The 14600-nt window shown below is 26.0% G+C and carries 14 protein-coding genes and 1 pseudogene; 11 read left to right on the top strand and 4 right to left on the bottom strand.

What is annotated here, in order from left to right:
* Positions 1 to 18: 18 nt before the first annotated feature.
* Positions 19 to 180, bottom strand: a complete 162-nt coding sequence (locus BN7997_RS15815; RefSeq protein ID WP_195906821.1) for a hypothetical protein — start codon at positions 178 to 180, stop codon at positions 19 to 21.
* 454 nt (positions 181 to 634) lie between these two features.
* Between BN7997_RS15815 and BN7997_RS10640 the strand changes: the two genes are divergently transcribed.
* The gene (locus BN7997_RS10640; protein WP_071120759.1) at positions 635 to 1555 is read left to right on the top strand and encodes a leucine-rich repeat domain-containing protein; all 921 of its coding nucleotides are present in this window, start codon (positions 635 to 637) and stop codon (positions 1553 to 1555) included.
* 110 nt (positions 1556 to 1665) lie between these two features.
* Positions 1666 to 1866 (top strand): cold-shock protein, encoded by a 201-nt coding sequence (locus tag BN7997_RS10635; protein WP_071120758.1) that lies wholly within the window; start codon positions 1666 to 1668, stop codon positions 1864 to 1866.
* Between the two features lie 45 nt (positions 1867 to 1911).
* Here BN7997_RS10635 and BN7997_RS10630 read toward each other — a convergent pair whose 3' ends face one another.
* The gene (locus BN7997_RS10630; protein WP_071120757.1) at positions 1912 to 6132 is read right to left on the bottom strand and encodes a 2-hydroxyacyl-CoA dehydratase; all 4221 of its coding nucleotides are present in this window, start codon (positions 6130 to 6132) and stop codon (positions 1912 to 1914) included.
* 170 nt (positions 6133 to 6302) lie between these two features.
* Between BN7997_RS10630 and BN7997_RS10625 the strand changes: the two genes are divergently transcribed.
* The 4 genes from BN7997_RS10625 to BN7997_RS10610 all read left to right on the top strand — a co-directional run bounded on the left by BN7997_RS10625 (position 6303) and on the right by BN7997_RS10610 (position 9806).
* Positions 6303 to 6734, top strand: a complete 432-nt coding sequence (locus BN7997_RS10625; protein ID WP_071120756.1) for a hypothetical protein — start codon at positions 6303 to 6305, stop codon at positions 6732 to 6734.
* Between the two features lie 314 nt (positions 6735 to 7048).
* Complete coding sequence (locus tag BN7997_RS10620; RefSeq protein WP_071120755.1) at positions 7049 to 7723, top strand: L,D-transpeptidase family protein; 675 nt, start codon at positions 7049 to 7051, stop codon at positions 7721 to 7723.
* A gap of 263 nt (positions 7724 to 7986) precedes the next feature.
* On the top strand, positions 7987 to 9153 hold the full coding sequence (locus BN7997_RS10615; RefSeq protein ID WP_071120754.1) for a pyridoxal-phosphate-dependent aminotransferase family protein: 1167 nt from the start codon (positions 7987 to 7989) through the stop codon (positions 9151 to 9153).
* Between the two features lie 47 nt (positions 9154 to 9200).
* Positions 9201 to 9806, top strand: coding sequence for an ECF transporter S component (locus BN7997_RS10610; protein ID WP_330385878.1), 606 nt, complete (start codon positions 9201 to 9203; stop codon positions 9804 to 9806).
* Positions 9807 to 9865: 59 nt separating this feature from the next.
* On the opposite strand, the gene BN7997_RS10605 is transcribed toward BN7997_RS10610, so the two are convergent.
* Complete coding sequence (locus tag BN7997_RS10605) at positions 9866 to 10873, bottom strand: LacI family DNA-binding transcriptional regulator (RefSeq protein ID WP_071120753.1); 1008 nt, start codon at positions 10871 to 10873, stop codon at positions 9866 to 9868.
* A gap of 252 nt (positions 10874 to 11125) precedes the next feature.
* On the opposite strand from BN7997_RS10605, the gene deoC reads away from it, so the two are divergent.
* The 5 genes from deoC to BN7997_RS10585 all read left to right on the top strand — a co-directional run bounded on the left by deoC (position 11126) and on the right by BN7997_RS10585 (position 13625).
* The gene (deoC, locus tag BN7997_RS10600) at positions 11126 to 11803 is read left to right on the top strand and encodes a deoxyribose-phosphate aldolase (protein WP_071120752.1); all 678 of its coding nucleotides are present in this window, start codon (positions 11126 to 11128) and stop codon (positions 11801 to 11803) included.
* A gap of 220 nt (positions 11804 to 12023) precedes the next feature.
* On the top strand, positions 12024 to 12434 hold the full coding sequence (locus BN7997_RS10595) for a CarD family transcriptional regulator (RefSeq protein ID WP_071120751.1): 411 nt from the start codon (positions 12024 to 12026) through the stop codon (positions 12432 to 12434).
* A 232-nt stretch (positions 12435 to 12666) separates the two neighbouring features.
* The gene (locus BN7997_RS16405; protein WP_074010990.1) at positions 12667 to 12876 is read left to right on the top strand and encodes a DUF3955 domain-containing protein; all 210 of its coding nucleotides are present in this window, start codon (positions 12667 to 12669) and stop codon (positions 12874 to 12876) included.
* Between the two features lie 37 nt (positions 12877 to 12913).
* Positions 12914 to 13402 carry a DUF2975 domain-containing protein gene (locus BN7997_RS10590; protein ID WP_071120750.1) on the top strand — a complete coding sequence of 163 codons (489 nt, stop codon included), beginning with the start codon at positions 12914 to 12916 and terminating at the stop codon, positions 13400 to 13402.
* A gap of 10 nt (positions 13403 to 13412) precedes the next feature.
* The gene (locus tag BN7997_RS10585) at positions 13413 to 13625 is read left to right on the top strand and encodes a helix-turn-helix domain-containing protein (RefSeq protein ID WP_071120749.1); all 213 of its coding nucleotides are present in this window, start codon (positions 13413 to 13415) and stop codon (positions 13623 to 13625) included.
* Between the two features lie 149 nt (positions 13626 to 13774).
* Here BN7997_RS10585 and BN7997_RS16070 read toward each other — a convergent pair.
* Positions 13775 to 14600, bottom strand: a pseudogene (locus BN7997_RS16070) (IS982 family transposase); the annotation flags it as partial.

Raw genomic sequence — 14600 nt, 5'->3', positions numbered from 1 at the left:
ATGAGCGAAGTGAATTTTTTAGTAAATATCATCTTCATCTATATCAATAAGACCGTAAGAAGCTAAAAATTCTTCTTGTATATCAAGGATCATAGCTATAGTATCTTTATCCACCGATTCACCACATTTTTTGAATATAAAATTTATCATTTCTTCTACTGAAACAGTTATATCTTCCATATTAAATCTCTCCATTAAATATAAGTATTATATATTATTTATATTACAATAATTATAAACAAAATAAAATAATTAAATGAATTAAAATATGTTGTATCATTCAATAAATTACACCTTATGACAAGGGAAACGTTTTACTATATATGGAGAAGCAAAATTTATCAATATTTAATTGATAAAAATAGAATGCACTATAAAATTTAGAATTTTTATTTTGAGCAATGGATGTATCCGTAGTGTAAGCAAGGATATATCATTGGCGAAATGAAGCGTTTCGCCGACACGTCTCTCAAGCGAAGTAAATTTTTTATTATAAAGAACTTTATATGTTAAGTAACATAACTTAATTAATAACAGAAAATAGAGTTTCGAGTAACAGATTTATCTAAAGCTATAGCAAGGATATATAGTTTAAGATATTAATTTGAATATAGGGTTTTAATGAGGTGATACAATGAAGTATATATATATACCAGACATTAAATTAAAAAAAGCTATAAATGAAGAATTAGTTAAATTACTAGGAAAGAGAGAAATGCTTCAAGATATAACAGACGATGAAATATTAAATATAACATCTTTATATATTGATAGTTGTGGAATAAATGATTTAACAGGATTAAGGTATGCAAAAAATTTAAATTATATAAATTTTCCATATAATAATATAAGTGATATAAATGAATTAAAGTACTTAAGCAAATTAGAAAAAGTTATCTTATGGCATAATAAAATAGAAGATATAAGTCCATTAGGTAATTTACAAAACCTAAAGCACTTAGAGTTAGATGATAATAAAATAATAAGTATAGAACCATTAAAAAATCTAAATCAATTAACAACACTTTGGGCTAGCTATAATTATATAGATAATATAAAAGCTTTAGAAAATTTGACAAATCTAAAATATTTATACCTAAATAATAATAAAATAAAAGACATAAATTCATTAAAGAATTTAGTTAATATAGAGTACCTTGGACTTAATTATAATAAAATAAAAGATGTAGAAGTATTACAAAACTTAAAAAATTTAAAAATGTTAGGTATAAGTAAAAATATGATAAATGATTTATCTAAGTTATCAGAATTAAACTTAGAAGGTGGATTTTTTCCTTGGGATCAAATTATAATTGTTAATGCCAAAGCTACATCAGAAAATACTTATGAATTAGATTTAAATTTATTAAAAGATAGAAATGATAATAAGATAAATATAACAAACTTAAATACTGGAATCTATGATAAAGAAAGAAATATTATAAAATGGAGTGATTTACAACTACCTCATAATACCACTTTTCAATTTAACAATGGTCTGTTAGTATATGAAAATAATAGTTTTTATGGAACTGTAATAGTTAAAATTAAGTAAAAAATCAAAAAAATGTATCTTTTTTTATTATTATAGTATATAATTATTTTGTGCTAAAAAGCACTAAATATTAAAGAAAGCCTTATATTTAAGGTATGGAGAATTTTAAAATGACTAACGGAATAGTAAAATGGTTTAACAGTGAAAAAGGATTTGGATTTATATCAGTTGAAGGTGGAGATGATGTATTCGCTCATTTCTCAGCTATAAATCTTGATGGATTCAAAACTTTAGAAGAAGGACAAAAAGTAAGCTTTGATATAGTTGAAGGTGCTAGAGGACCTCAAGCAGCTAACATAACTATATTATAATTATAGACAGTTTAGACTTCGAAAGACTCTCAAAAGAGAGTCTTTTTATATATTTTTAAATGCAGTTGAAAGCATTAATTTTATTCTATTTAACTGATTGGTTTCACTAGCTGACGGGTCATAATCAATTGGAATTATATTAGCATCTTTATAAATTCTTTTTAGTTCTTTAATTTGACCTTTTCCAGTTATATGATTAGGTAAACATCCAAAAGGTTGCATACATATAATATTCTTAACTCCATCCTCAATAAGCTCTATCATTTCACCAGTTAATAACCAACCCTCACCAGTTTGATTACAAGGTGAGATAACCTTTTGAGTACTTTGAGCTAGAACATTTATGCTTTTAGGAGAACTAAATCGACTACTTTTATCAAGATACTTTTTATAAGTTTTTTGATAAGTTTCCATAATCCAGATAGCAGATTTTCCAAATTCTTTATTTATCCATTTGCCATCTAGATACTTATACTTATACAAAGTATTAAAGAAACAGCTATAGAAGAAGTTTATAAGTTCTGGGACAACAGCCTCTCCACCTTCTTTTTCTATAATATCAACTAAAGAGTTATTAGCAAGTGGATGAAACTTAACTAGTATTTCGCCCACTAATCCAACCTTAGGTTTTATATCATCATTCATTTCTAAGGTATCAAAATCGTGTATTATTTCTTTTATATTATTATTAAAAGTAAATATATTAGCTTTATCTAAAGAATCTAAACATATTTTTATCCACTTATTATAAAGGGCATTACTACTACCTTTAACTTTTTCATAAGGTCTTACTCTGTATAATACCTTCATTAATAAATCTCCATAAATCACACTCATAAATAATCTATTTATAAGTTGTAGAGTGACATTTTTCATAATTCCATTTTTTTCGATACCATTAATACTTAAAGATACTACTGGTATATCTTTAAATCCAGCATCATACATTGCCTTTCTTAAAAATCCTATATAGTTTGTAGCTCTACAGCCACCACCTGTTTGAGTTATTACAACTGATGTGTTTTCTAAATCATATTCTCCAGATTGAAGAGCACTTATAATTTGCCCTACTACAATTATTGCAGGATAACATGCATCATTATTTACATATCTAAGTCCTGTATCTATAATATCTCTTTTGGTATTATCTAAAACCTTTAATTTAAAACCACTTAAATTTACAGTTTTTTCGAAAAACTGAAAATGCATAGGAGACATTTGAGGTGCTAAGATAGTGTGATTTTTATTTAAAGTACCTTTTTTATATTCTATTTTTTCATTATTAATAATTTCAGTTTTATTATTTGTATCTCTTTCTAGTATTGCAGCCTTTAAGGAACGAAGTCTAATTTTAGCTGCACCTAAATTATTTCCTTCATCTATCTTTATAACAGTATACATCTTTGAACTTTGATTTAATATTTCTTGAACTTGATCAACTGTAACTGCATCTAGCCCGCACCCAAAAGAGTTTAGCTGAACTAATTCTAAATTAGGTTGATCTTTAATAAAGCTAGCTGCATTATAAAGTCTTGTATGATATACCCATTGATCAACAACTCTAAGAGGTCTTTCAACGCTTCCTAGATGAGATATAGAATCTTCTGTAAGAACTTCCATGTCTAAAGAATTTATAAGTTCAGGGATTCCATGATTTATTTCAGGGTCAAGGTGATATGGTCTTCCACATAAAACAATAGCTTTTAAATTATTTTCTTTTATTTTTTCTAATGCTTTTTCTCCTTGAGTTTGAATATCTTTTTTGAAGTTTTCTTGTTCGATTGTTGCTTTATCTACAGCATTATTAATATTTGATTTTGAAATATTAAAATATATTGAAAGTTCATCATATAATCTAGATTTTAATTTTTCTTTATTATTTAAACTTAAAAATGGATTTATGTATGTTATATTATTTTTCCTTATTCCATCAACATTATTTTTTATAACTTCAGAATATGATATTACAACAGGGCAGTTATAATTATTATTAGCATACATATCTTCTTTTTTCTCATTTACAATACAAGGATAGAAAATATATTTTATACCTTTTTCTATTAAGTTTTCTATATGACCATGAACAAGTTTAGCAGGGTAGCATACAGTTTCTGAAGCTATTGAAGTTATTCCACTTTCATATAGATTTTTAGAGGTTCTATCTGATAATACAACTCTAAATTCAAGTTCAGTAAAGAAAGTGTGCCAAAATGGATAATCTTCATACATATTTAAAGCTCTTGGAATACCTATTTCACCCATTATAGCTTTTTCTTTAGATAATGATTTGTACTTAAATAATCTATTATATTTATATTTAAATAAATTTATATGATTGGCTGGCTTTTTTTCTTTATTATAAATCATTTCACCTTTTTCACATCTGTTTCCAGATACAAATATTTCATTTTCTGAAAACTTATTTATGGTTAATAAGCAATTATTAGAACAACCACGGCATCTATCTACTTCTACATTTAAATTTATATTACTTAATTCATCTTGCTTCAATAAAGTAGTTTTATATCCATCGCTATATTTTTCTAAAGATATTAATGCTGCGCCAAAAGCACCCATAATACCTGCTATAGAAGGTCTTATAACTTCCTTTTTAGTTAATTTTTCAAAGCCTCTTAAAACTAAATCATTGTAGAAAGTTCCACCTTGAACGACTATATTATCTCCTAAATCGTTTATATCTCTTATTTTTATAACTTTAAATAAAGCATTTTTTATTACAGAATAAGAAAGACCAGCAGAAATATCAGAAACATTTGCTCCTTCTTTTTGAGCTTGCTTTACTTTAGAATTCATAAATACTGTGCATCTAGAACCTAAATCTACTGGAGACTTAGAGTAAATACCTATATGTGAGAATTCCTTAATATCCATAGATAGAGAAGTGGCAAATGTTTCTAAAAAAGATCCACATCCTGAAGAACAGGCCTCGTTTAAAACTATGCTATCTATAACACCATTTTTTATCTTTAGACACTTCATATCTTGACCGCCAATGTCTAAGATAAAGTCTACATCTTTATTAAAGAATTTTGCAGCTTTAAAATGTGCAATTGTTTCAATTTCTCCATAGTCTATTTTTAAAGCCTTTTTTATAAGCCCTTCTCCATATCCTGTTACAGTAGAAGAAACTATTTTACTATTAGATGGTAAAATATTATATATTTTATTCATTATATCTATAACCACCTCTAATGGTTTACCTTCATTACTACTGTAATGAGTATATAATAAGTTACCCTTGTCATCTATTAGGGCTGCCTTAGTTGTAGTAGAACCAGCATCTATTCCTAAAAAACAATTTCCATTAAATTTACTTATATCACAAGTTTTTATAGTGTTTTTATTATGTCTTTTTATAAATTCATTATAATCATTTTCATCTTTAAATAATGGATCTAATTTATCTGTAGTATTTAAGTCATCAATATTTAAACTTTGTATTTTTTTTATTAAATCATCTAACTTTATGGCTTCTTCTTTTTTTGATAACAAGCTAGCTCCCATAGCAACATATAATTGTGCATCTTTAGGGAATATTATATCTTTATCATCTAACTTTAATACGCTTTTGAAACGATCTCTAAGACTAGGTAAAAAATGAAGGGGACCTCCTAAAAAAGCAACCTTACCTTCGATTTTTCTACCACAAGATAAAACACTTACAGTTTGAACAACGACTGCATTAAATATGCTCATGGCAATGTCACTTCTTTTAGCACCGTCATTTATAAGAGGTTGAATATCTGTTTTAGCAAATACACCACATCTAGACGCAATAGGGTAAATTACATTATAGTCTTTTGCTAATTCATTTAATCCAAATGTATCAGTTTGTAAAAGAGAAGCCATCTGATCAATAAAAGCTCCTGTTCCACCTGCACATATTCCATTCATTCTTTGATCTATTCCACCTGTTAAATATGTAACTTTAGCATCTTCTCCACCAAGCTCAATTACAACATCTGTCTCAGGGTAAAAATACTCTATAGCATGAGTAGATGCAATAACTTCTTGAATGAATTTTATATTAAGTTTTTGTGATATATCAATACCACCAGAACCCGTTATAACTATAGTAACTTTTGAATTTTTAAGTTTATTATATATATTAACCAAAACCTCACTTAAAGCTTTTTTTACATCAGAAAAATGCCTTTTATATTCTTTATATACTATATTATTATTAGTATCAAAAATAACTGTTTTGACTGTTACAGAGCCAATATCAATACCTATATGAAACATACTATGTCACCCCACAATCCATAGATATATTAACAAATTATTTATAATTAAAATTTATGCTAAGAAAGATATTTATATGAAGTATACTTTTTAACGCTATAAATAAATATATTTGTGTTAAATATATTTATTTTGTAAATACTAATTTATATTAAAATTAGGAGGAAGCTATGGGAAAATATAGATTAGATTATTTTTCAAAGTACTATTTTTATGAAGAAGATAAATTTTCACAAGAAGTAGAAGAGGGAGATTATATATTAGAACAAATAAAGAAAAGTAATAGATTTGATTATAAAGGTCATTCATATAAATATACTAAATTTGGAAATATATCAAAGAGTGACACACAAAGAGATGTAGAAGTAGAAATACCTCAAGATGATATAAATATAATTATAAATGGTGAAAGTGCACACCTTGATTTAATATATAAGTTTGAAACAAAAAAGCTTGAAGATCACATAAGAATAACAACAAGAATAAGTGAAAAAAATGATGATATATCATGTATTTTATACATAGACTATAATCAAGGAAATGAATTTGTAAAAGAGCTAGAAGGTGTAAAAAAAGCACAACAAGAAAATATGAATAAGTAATAAAAAATACACCAGTAAAATATCTGGTGTATTTTTTACGCTTAAGGATATTATAATATTTAAAAAATGTGGATAACTTCTGAATGTAAGTAAGATCAATAAACTGGTTTTGAGCGTAAAAAAGATTTTGAGCAACGGACGAAGTCGTTGGCGACATGAGCGAAGCGAATTTTTTATAAATAAAATTTTTACATTTAATCACTGTTCTTGAAATAAATACATATGTAATAATAAGTATTTTTTATTGTTAATATGTAAGTTTTTATTATACTATATAAAAGGCAGAGGTACACTTAGCAGCTGGAGGATTAATAATGTATAAATTATTAGATAGAATAGATAAAATGATACCTTTGTCTACATTATTGAAAAGGTATTTAAATAAAGAGATAATTACAAATGAAGAAACTAAAGATAGTAATCAAATAATATTTGTAGTAGGTACTAAGGGCTACAATGCAAAAATATATTTATATGATAAAGAAGATGATAAAACTTGGACGAAAAGATTAAGTGTAGATGGATATGTTGGAAAAAATGGTATAACAGATAATAAAAAAGAAGGAGATAGGAAAACTCCATCGGGAATATATGGATTTGATATAGCATTTTGTTTAGCTGAAAATCCAGGTACAAATATAATATACAAACAAATAAATAAAAATGATTATTGGGTTGATGATCCAAATTCAAAATATTACAATAAATGGGTAGATATAATGGAAGTAGATAAAGACTTTAAAAGTGCAGAACATTTATATGACCATAAAATAGCGTATAAGTATGGATTAGTTATAAATTACAATACTGAAAATATAATAAAGGGAAAAGGATCAGCTATATTTTTTCATGTATCAACTAATGGACCGACTCATGGATGTGTTAGCGTTGATGAAGATACTATGGTAAAAATATTAAAAATATTAAAACCATATGCAAAAATAATTATAGCTAAAGATAGATATAGTATTTCAGAATTATTTAAATAAAATAAGAAAATTATTAAGAGTAGTATCAGATAATGAAGAGTTGTATTAAAGTATATAGTACAACTCTTTTATTATGTGAATAACTCGTAGTCTAGTATGTATTTTGAAATACTTAATTGACTATAAACAATTTAGCTTTATAATTTAGATTGTATATATTAATGTACCCATACAATTTTAAAATTAATTCAAATTATACCATACAAAACAATATTAATATATAATAAGCTTTATAAAAGTTAATTATAAAGAGGGGGATACATATGAATAATAAATTTGTTTATACACCGGGACCTACTAGAGTAAGAGAAAACGTAAGATTAGCAATATCTAAGTCTACAACTAATCCAGATATAGATGTAGAGTTTTGTGAGTTTTATAAAAATACTTGTAAAAAGATGTCATCTATATTAAACACAGAAAAAGATGTTTATATATTAAGCGGAGAAGGAATATTAGGACTTGAAGCTGCATGTGCATCACTGACAGAGCCAGGAGATAAAGTTCTTGTTATAGATAATGGTATATTTGGAAGAGGATTTGATGATTTTGTAAAAATGTATGGTGGAGAAGTTGTATATTTCTCAGGAGATTATACTAAGGAGATAGATATAGAAGAATTAGAAAAATTTCTACAAAAAGAAAATGATTTTAAATACGCAACAGTAGTACATTGTGATACTCCAACAGGAGTATTAAATGATCTAAGTAAAATATGTCCATTACTTAAAAGATATAACATATTAACTGTGGTAGATTCAGTAGCGGCTATGGTTGGAGAAGAAATAAGAGTAGATGATTGGCAAATAGATATAGCTTTAGGTGGTTCACAAAAAGCAATATCTGCACCAGCAGGACTTACTATAGTAAGTATAAGTGAAGATGCTAAAAATTCTATGAAAAATAGAAAAATGCCTATAGTAGGATTTTATTTAAATTTAACTATATGGGAAAATTACTATGAAAATAAATGGTTCCCATATACTATGCCAATTAATGAAATAATAGGACTAGATAGAGCTATAGATAATATATTAGAAGAAAAACTAGAAAATGTACTAGCTCGTCATGAAAAAATAGCAAGTGCAACAAGAAAAGCATTTACTGAATATGGTCTTAAGTTATATTTAGAAAGTGGTTATTCAAATACAGTAACAGCAGTAGAAATACCAGAAAATATTGGTGCATTAAATTTAACTAAGCATATGTTAGAAAAATACAACACATTAGTTTCTACATCTTTATGTGATTACAAAGATAAGCTTTTAAGAATTGGACATATGGGGGAAAATGCAAACTTAGAATTTATAATATATGTATTAAATGTTATAGATAAAAGTTTAAAAGATCTTGGATTTGATGGAAACGGAAGTTTGGTTGAATTATTTAATAAACACTACTTAAATCTATTAGATATAGATTTTGTATAAAAACATACATCAAAAAATAGGTAATTTAAGAGAATTAGGGGGATAAAATGAATACTACAACTAAATCAAATAATAAAGAATTTATAGAAATACCAAGTAATTCGACAATGGCTAAAGATATAACTTCATATAAAAAAAATAAATTTACAACAAGAGACTTAGCAGAAACATCACTGTTAATAGCATTAGTATTTATAGCAACTAGATTTATAAATATAAGATTACCACTGGCTTCAACAGGAGGACTTGTTCATCTAGGAAATACAATGCTATTTATAGCAGCTATTGTATTTGGAAAAAGAAAAGGTGCTATAGCTGGAGCTTTTGGTATGGGACTATTTGACTTATTATCAGAATGGGCAATATGGGCACCATTTACATTTGTGGTAAGAGGGGTAATGGGATATATAATAGGTAGTATAGCTTGGTCAGGAAACAAAAAAGGTGAAAGTATTAAAACTAATATATTTGCAATAATAATATCTGGAGTATGGATGATATTTGGTTACTATGTAACAGAAATGATACTTTATGGAAATCATGCAAAAGCAATGCTTTCAATACCAGGTAATATAACTCAGATAGTTATAGGACTTGTTATAGGAGTACCTATAGCAAAAATATTGACAAAATATATAAAGTCAAATATATAAAATATAGTAATAAAAAGGTGAAAGTAAATTATAAAGTAATAAATTTACTTTCATCTTTTTTAAGTAGTTTTTCGCTTTATAAGTTTAATAGGAATTATAATATCCTTTTTACTATCTACAGTTTCTTCATTGATTAAGTTAAGCAATAACTCAGAGGATTTAAAAGCTAATTCCTTTTTATCTTGATAAATAGTAGTTATAGGAGGATTACAGTATTTAGATACATAAGTACCATCATATCCAACAATCTTAACTTTATCAGGAACTGAAATGTTATGGTGCTGTAAAGCGACTAAAGCACCATGAGCCCTCCATTCATTAGTAGCAAATATGCCATCAAATTCTATATTATTATCAATTAAGTTATTTATAGCTTGCATAGCATCTTCAAAGCTTCCATTTTTTAAATCAAGCCTTAATGTAAGATCTTTATATATAGGTATATTGTGCTTTTCCATAGCACTTTTAAAACCCTTAATTTTATTATCAACAGAAGATGAATTTCTATTATTAGTAAGTAAAACTATGTGCTTACAACCATTATTTATAAGTTCTTCAGTTGCATAAAATCCACCTTTATAGTGATCTGATTCAACACAATAGTAGTCTTTATAATCCTTATTATTTATAAATACAACAGGTATATTTCTTTTAATACACTTAGCCGGATCAATAGAAATAGCAGAAATACAAATGATACCATCTACTAACTTAGAATCTAAACTTCTAAAATAGCTTTTTTCTTTAGCTTCATCTTGATTGGTATTACATATAAACACAGAATAACCATGACTAAAAAAGTATTTTTCTATTTCTAAAACTAATTCAGAGAAAAAACCATTATTAACATCAGGTACTATTACACCAATAGTTTTTGACTTGCTGACCCTTAGACTTTTAGCAGCCATGTTAGTTGTATAATTGTATTCATTTATTATTTTCATAACTCTTTCACGCGTTTCTTCTGAAAAGCGACCATTGTTATTTATAACTCTAGATACTGTAGCAACAGAAACTCCACTAAGTTTTGCAATTTGCTTTATAGAAATATTTTTGTTTTGTTTCATAGGTTCTCCTTCATTAGGTAAGAAATTATCCGTAATCATAAAGTTATAATATCAAAGTTAAGATATAAAGTAAATAATCATAGAGTTTGTTTGAAAAAATATTGACAGTTAGAAATAATTCTGCGATAATCAAGTCATAAAGAAATGAGTAAACGATTACGCAAGGAAAATTTTTATGTCAAAATAGTTTATATTTTATTTAGCTGAGTAATCGATTACTCATATTATACATATTAATTTTGGAGGATAGATATGAATAGTACACAAATAGCGAAAATGATAGATCACACAATACTAAAAGCTACAACAACTAAAGAAGATGTAGTTAAAATATGTAAGGAAGCAAAAGAATATGGATTTTTCTCAGTTTGTATAAATCCAGCAAATATAGAATTAGCAAAAGAAGAACTAAAAGGAAGCGATGTAAAGGTATGTACAGTAATAGGTTTCCCTCTAGGTGCAAATACTTCAGCTGTTAAAGCATTTGAAACTAAAGATGCAATAGCTAAAGGTGCAGATGAAGTTGATATGGTTATAAACATAGGTGCATTAAAAGATAAAAATTATGAATTAGTATATGAAGATATAAAAGCAGTAGTAGATGCAGCAAATAAAGAAGCTTTAGTAAAAGTTATAATAGAAACTTGCTATTTAACTGATGAAGAAAAGAAAATAGCTTGTGAACTTGCAGTTAAAGCAGGAACTGACTATGTAAAAACTTCTACAGGGTTTGGAATAGGAGGATCAACTCCAGATGATATAAAACTTATGAGAGAAACTGTAGGAGAAAATATAGGTGTAAAAGCATCTGGTGGTGTTAGATGTGAAGAAGATGCAGTTAAAGTAATAGATGTTGGAGCTACTAGAATAGGGGCTAGTGCTTCAATCGCTATAGTAAGTGGAGATAACTCATCAAAAAGTGACTATTAATACTAAATAAAACTTTATGCTTAAGATATAATTTCATATGTATTTAATATAGATATATAATTAAATCTTTTTAAAAATAAAAAGTTTTTACTTACATTAAAATTTTGAAATGTGATAAAATAAATATACAACGTGTAGTTTTGATAACGTAAGTCCTGTTGTCAAAGCTACTTTTTTTATTATAAATCAAAAACTATTCTTTTAGAAAGGAAAGATTTTAATGTTTAAAGTGAATGACTATATTATGTATGGAATGACAGGAGTATGTCAAGTTGTAGATATAACAAAAGAAAGTTTTATAGATAACTTACAAAAGGAATATTATGTATTAAAATATATCTACTCTAATGATACTATAATAAAAATACCAACAGATAATAAAAAAGTTCCAATGAGAAAAATACTTTCTAAAGGAGAGGTGACTACATTAATAAATAGTATGCCTAATAGTGAAACTATTTGGATAGATGATGATAGAAAAAGAAATGAAGAGTTTAAGTCAATTCTTAAAACTGGAGATATAGAAAATCTAGTTAAATTAACTCCTTGTGCTACCGAAATTAAGTCTCTAAGTTCTTCTTTATTTAAATTTTTAACTATGGCTTTTATATCTGCTTTTTGCATAATATAAGTAATCCTTTCTATATAATATGGTGAAGTATAGTTTCTACCTATATTATAACCTATTTTCTATATAATTAATAACACAATTGTCTAACATAGCCATTATATAAAACGAAAACTAAATATTGTAAAAAGAAAAAAATTTATTGAATAACAATAAAAGTATATTGCTTTTAAAAAAATAATATGCTAATATATACTCAAATTGAACAAATAGATGGAGGTCATAAAATGAAAAAATATATCTTAAATTAATACCATTTATTATTACAGTAATATCTATAATATCTTATAACATTATAGGATCTGAAGTACTACCAGATGGAACACTTTCTGAATCTTTTTATTTAATACCAATAGCATGGTTATTTTTCTTAATTGGCATTGTAGTAAACATATTGTTATATATAAAAAATAAAAAAAGGAAATGCCTAATAAAAGATATTTAGAATATTTATATTTACTTAGAAAGCAGAGGTAAGATTTATGAAAAAGGACTATAGTTCAAACATATTAAATAGTATTGTGGTTATAGGAATTATTTTAACGTTAATAGCACTTTTAGCAATGCCACTTATATTAACTGCTATGTTAAAAAGTGGTTTAGGAATAGTTGGAAGTAGTTTACCTATGAATATATCAATAGTAATTTACATATGTGCAGCTCCTTATGTAATAGCACTATTTATATTAAAAAAACTATGTAAAATTGTAGCGATAAAGCAACCATTCTCAAGAGATATACCTAAATATTTAAAAAAAATATCTATATGTGCATTTAGTGAAATTTTAATATATAATATTGTACAAGTATTATTATATTATATATTTGATATATACTTATATGGACTAACTATTATATTAGCAATTATAGTTTCATTTGTTTCTTTAGCTATAGGATTTTTAAGTTTAGTATTAAGTAAATTATTTGATATGGCTATAGAAATAAAAGAAGAAAATGATAAGACTATATAAGGAGAGTAGTATGGCTATTATAGTAAACTTAGATGTAGTAATGGCAAAGAGGAAAATTAGTTCTACAGAATTATCTCAAAAGCTTGGTATTACAATGGCAAATCTTTCCATACTTAAAAATAACAAAGCAAAAGCAGTTAGATTCACAACCTTAAATGAATTATGTAAGATATTGAATTGTCAACCAGGGGATATATTAGAATATGTAGATGATGAAGAATAAGACTTTAAATGATATTTTGGAGTAAAGCGAATTTTCTATTATAAATAGTTGTATTAATTAATCTGTTGTGCTAGTTAAAATTTTTTTCAAATAAAGTAAATTGCTTTTTTCAAAAAATAATATCCAATAAAGATTAGTATTTGTAAATATTAACCAAATACTAATCTTTTTATCTTAGCCATAGAATCATCATTTTTCATCAATTTATTTATTAGAAATGAAATATTATGAGCCAAAACTTTTATTGAGGTTCTAGTAATAAATCCTAGCATTGATTTACTTTTAACCTTATTTAAATTTAATTACTCTGTTAATTGAGAAAAACTAGTTTCTATCCTTCTTCTAACTTTAAATAATAGTTGTCTTACTTCTTTTGGATAGTTATCTCTACTATTTTCCCTTTTTAAGAATAGTAAATCTATATCTCTTTCACTTTTTAATTCAGGCGTTAGCCTTTTGTTAATATATCCTTTATCTCCGATTATAGAGATAGATCTATATTTATCGCATAAATCCTATACCACATTTCTATCATATATGTTTGCTGGAGTTATAACATAATCAGTTAAAAATCCATCTACAGTAGTAAGTGCATGAAATTTAAATCCGAAATAAGTTTCTTTTTTAGAAGCGCATCTTCCATAGGAGGCTTCGCCTTTGAAACATTTACTAAAATGAGCTCTTCCAAACTCACATACAGGAATAGGCATACTATCTATAACTCTTATATTGTTAGAGTAAAGTTGCATAAATTCAGATATATATCCTCTTATTTTAGATATTACTAAATGTAAATTTCTTTTAGTTCTATTAAATCTAGTTCTATCTCCTAATCTTGGAAATAGTTCTTTATATTCTCTTTTTAATAAACTAAAAAATGATTTCTCTGAGTCAATAGTTAAAAGTTCTCCAACTATACTAATAGTAATTATCTCACTATCTGAAAGTTTGCTATCCTTAATATTACGTCTATTC

The organism is Romboutsia timonensis (assembly GCF_900106845.1).
Classification (GTDB): domain Bacteria; phylum Bacillota; class Clostridia; order Peptostreptococcales; family Peptostreptococcaceae; genus Romboutsia; species Romboutsia timonensis.
This window is presented reverse-complemented; position numbering and strand designations above follow the sequence as displayed.

Excerpts from the sequence above, each read along its gene's own strand:
- BN7997_RS10625 (WP_071120756.1), top strand. The coding sequence starts at position 6,303 with ATGGGAAAATATAGATTAGATTATTTTTCAAAGTACTATTTTTATGAA.
- BN7997_RS10640 (WP_071120759.1), top strand. The coding sequence starts at position 635 with ATGAAGTATATATATATACCAGACATTAAATTAAAAAAAGCTATAAAT.
- BN7997_RS10630 (WP_071120757.1), bottom strand. The coding sequence starts at position 6,132 with ATGTTTCATATAGGTATTGATATTGGCTCTGTAACAGTCAAAACAGTT.
- BN7997_RS15815 (WP_195906821.1), bottom strand. The coding sequence starts at position 180 with ATGGAAGATATAACTGTTTCAGTAGAAGAAATGATAAATTTTATATTC.
- BN7997_RS10615 (WP_071120754.1), top strand. The coding sequence starts at position 7,987 with ATGAATAATAAATTTGTTTATACACCGGGACCTACTAGAGTAAGAGAA.
- BN7997_RS10610 (WP_330385878.1), top strand. The coding sequence starts at position 9,201 with ATGAATACTACAACTAAATCAAATAATAAAGAATTTATAGAAATACCA.
- BN7997_RS10595 (WP_071120751.1), top strand. The coding sequence starts at position 12,024 with ATGTTTAAAGTGAATGACTATATTATGTATGGAATGACAGGAGTATGT.
- BN7997_RS10585 (WP_071120749.1), top strand. The coding sequence starts at position 13,413 with ATGGCTATTATAGTAAACTTAGATGTAGTAATGGCAAAGAGGAAAATT.
- BN7997_RS10620 (WP_071120755.1), top strand. The coding sequence starts at position 7,049 with ATGTATAAATTATTAGATAGAATAGATAAAATGATACCTTTGTCTACA.
- BN7997_RS10635 (WP_071120758.1), top strand. The coding sequence starts at position 1,666 with ATGACTAACGGAATAGTAAAATGGTTTAACAGTGAAAAAGGATTTGGA.
- BN7997_RS10605 (WP_071120753.1), bottom strand. The coding sequence starts at position 10,873 with ATGAAACAAAACAAAAATATTTCTATAAAGCAAATTGCAAAACTTAGT.
- BN7997_RS10590 (WP_071120750.1), top strand. The coding sequence starts at position 12,914 with ATGAAAAAGGACTATAGTTCAAACATATTAAATAGTATTGTGGTTATA.
- deoC (WP_071120752.1), top strand. The coding sequence starts at position 11,126 with ATGAATAGTACACAAATAGCGAAAATGATAGATCACACAATACTAAAA.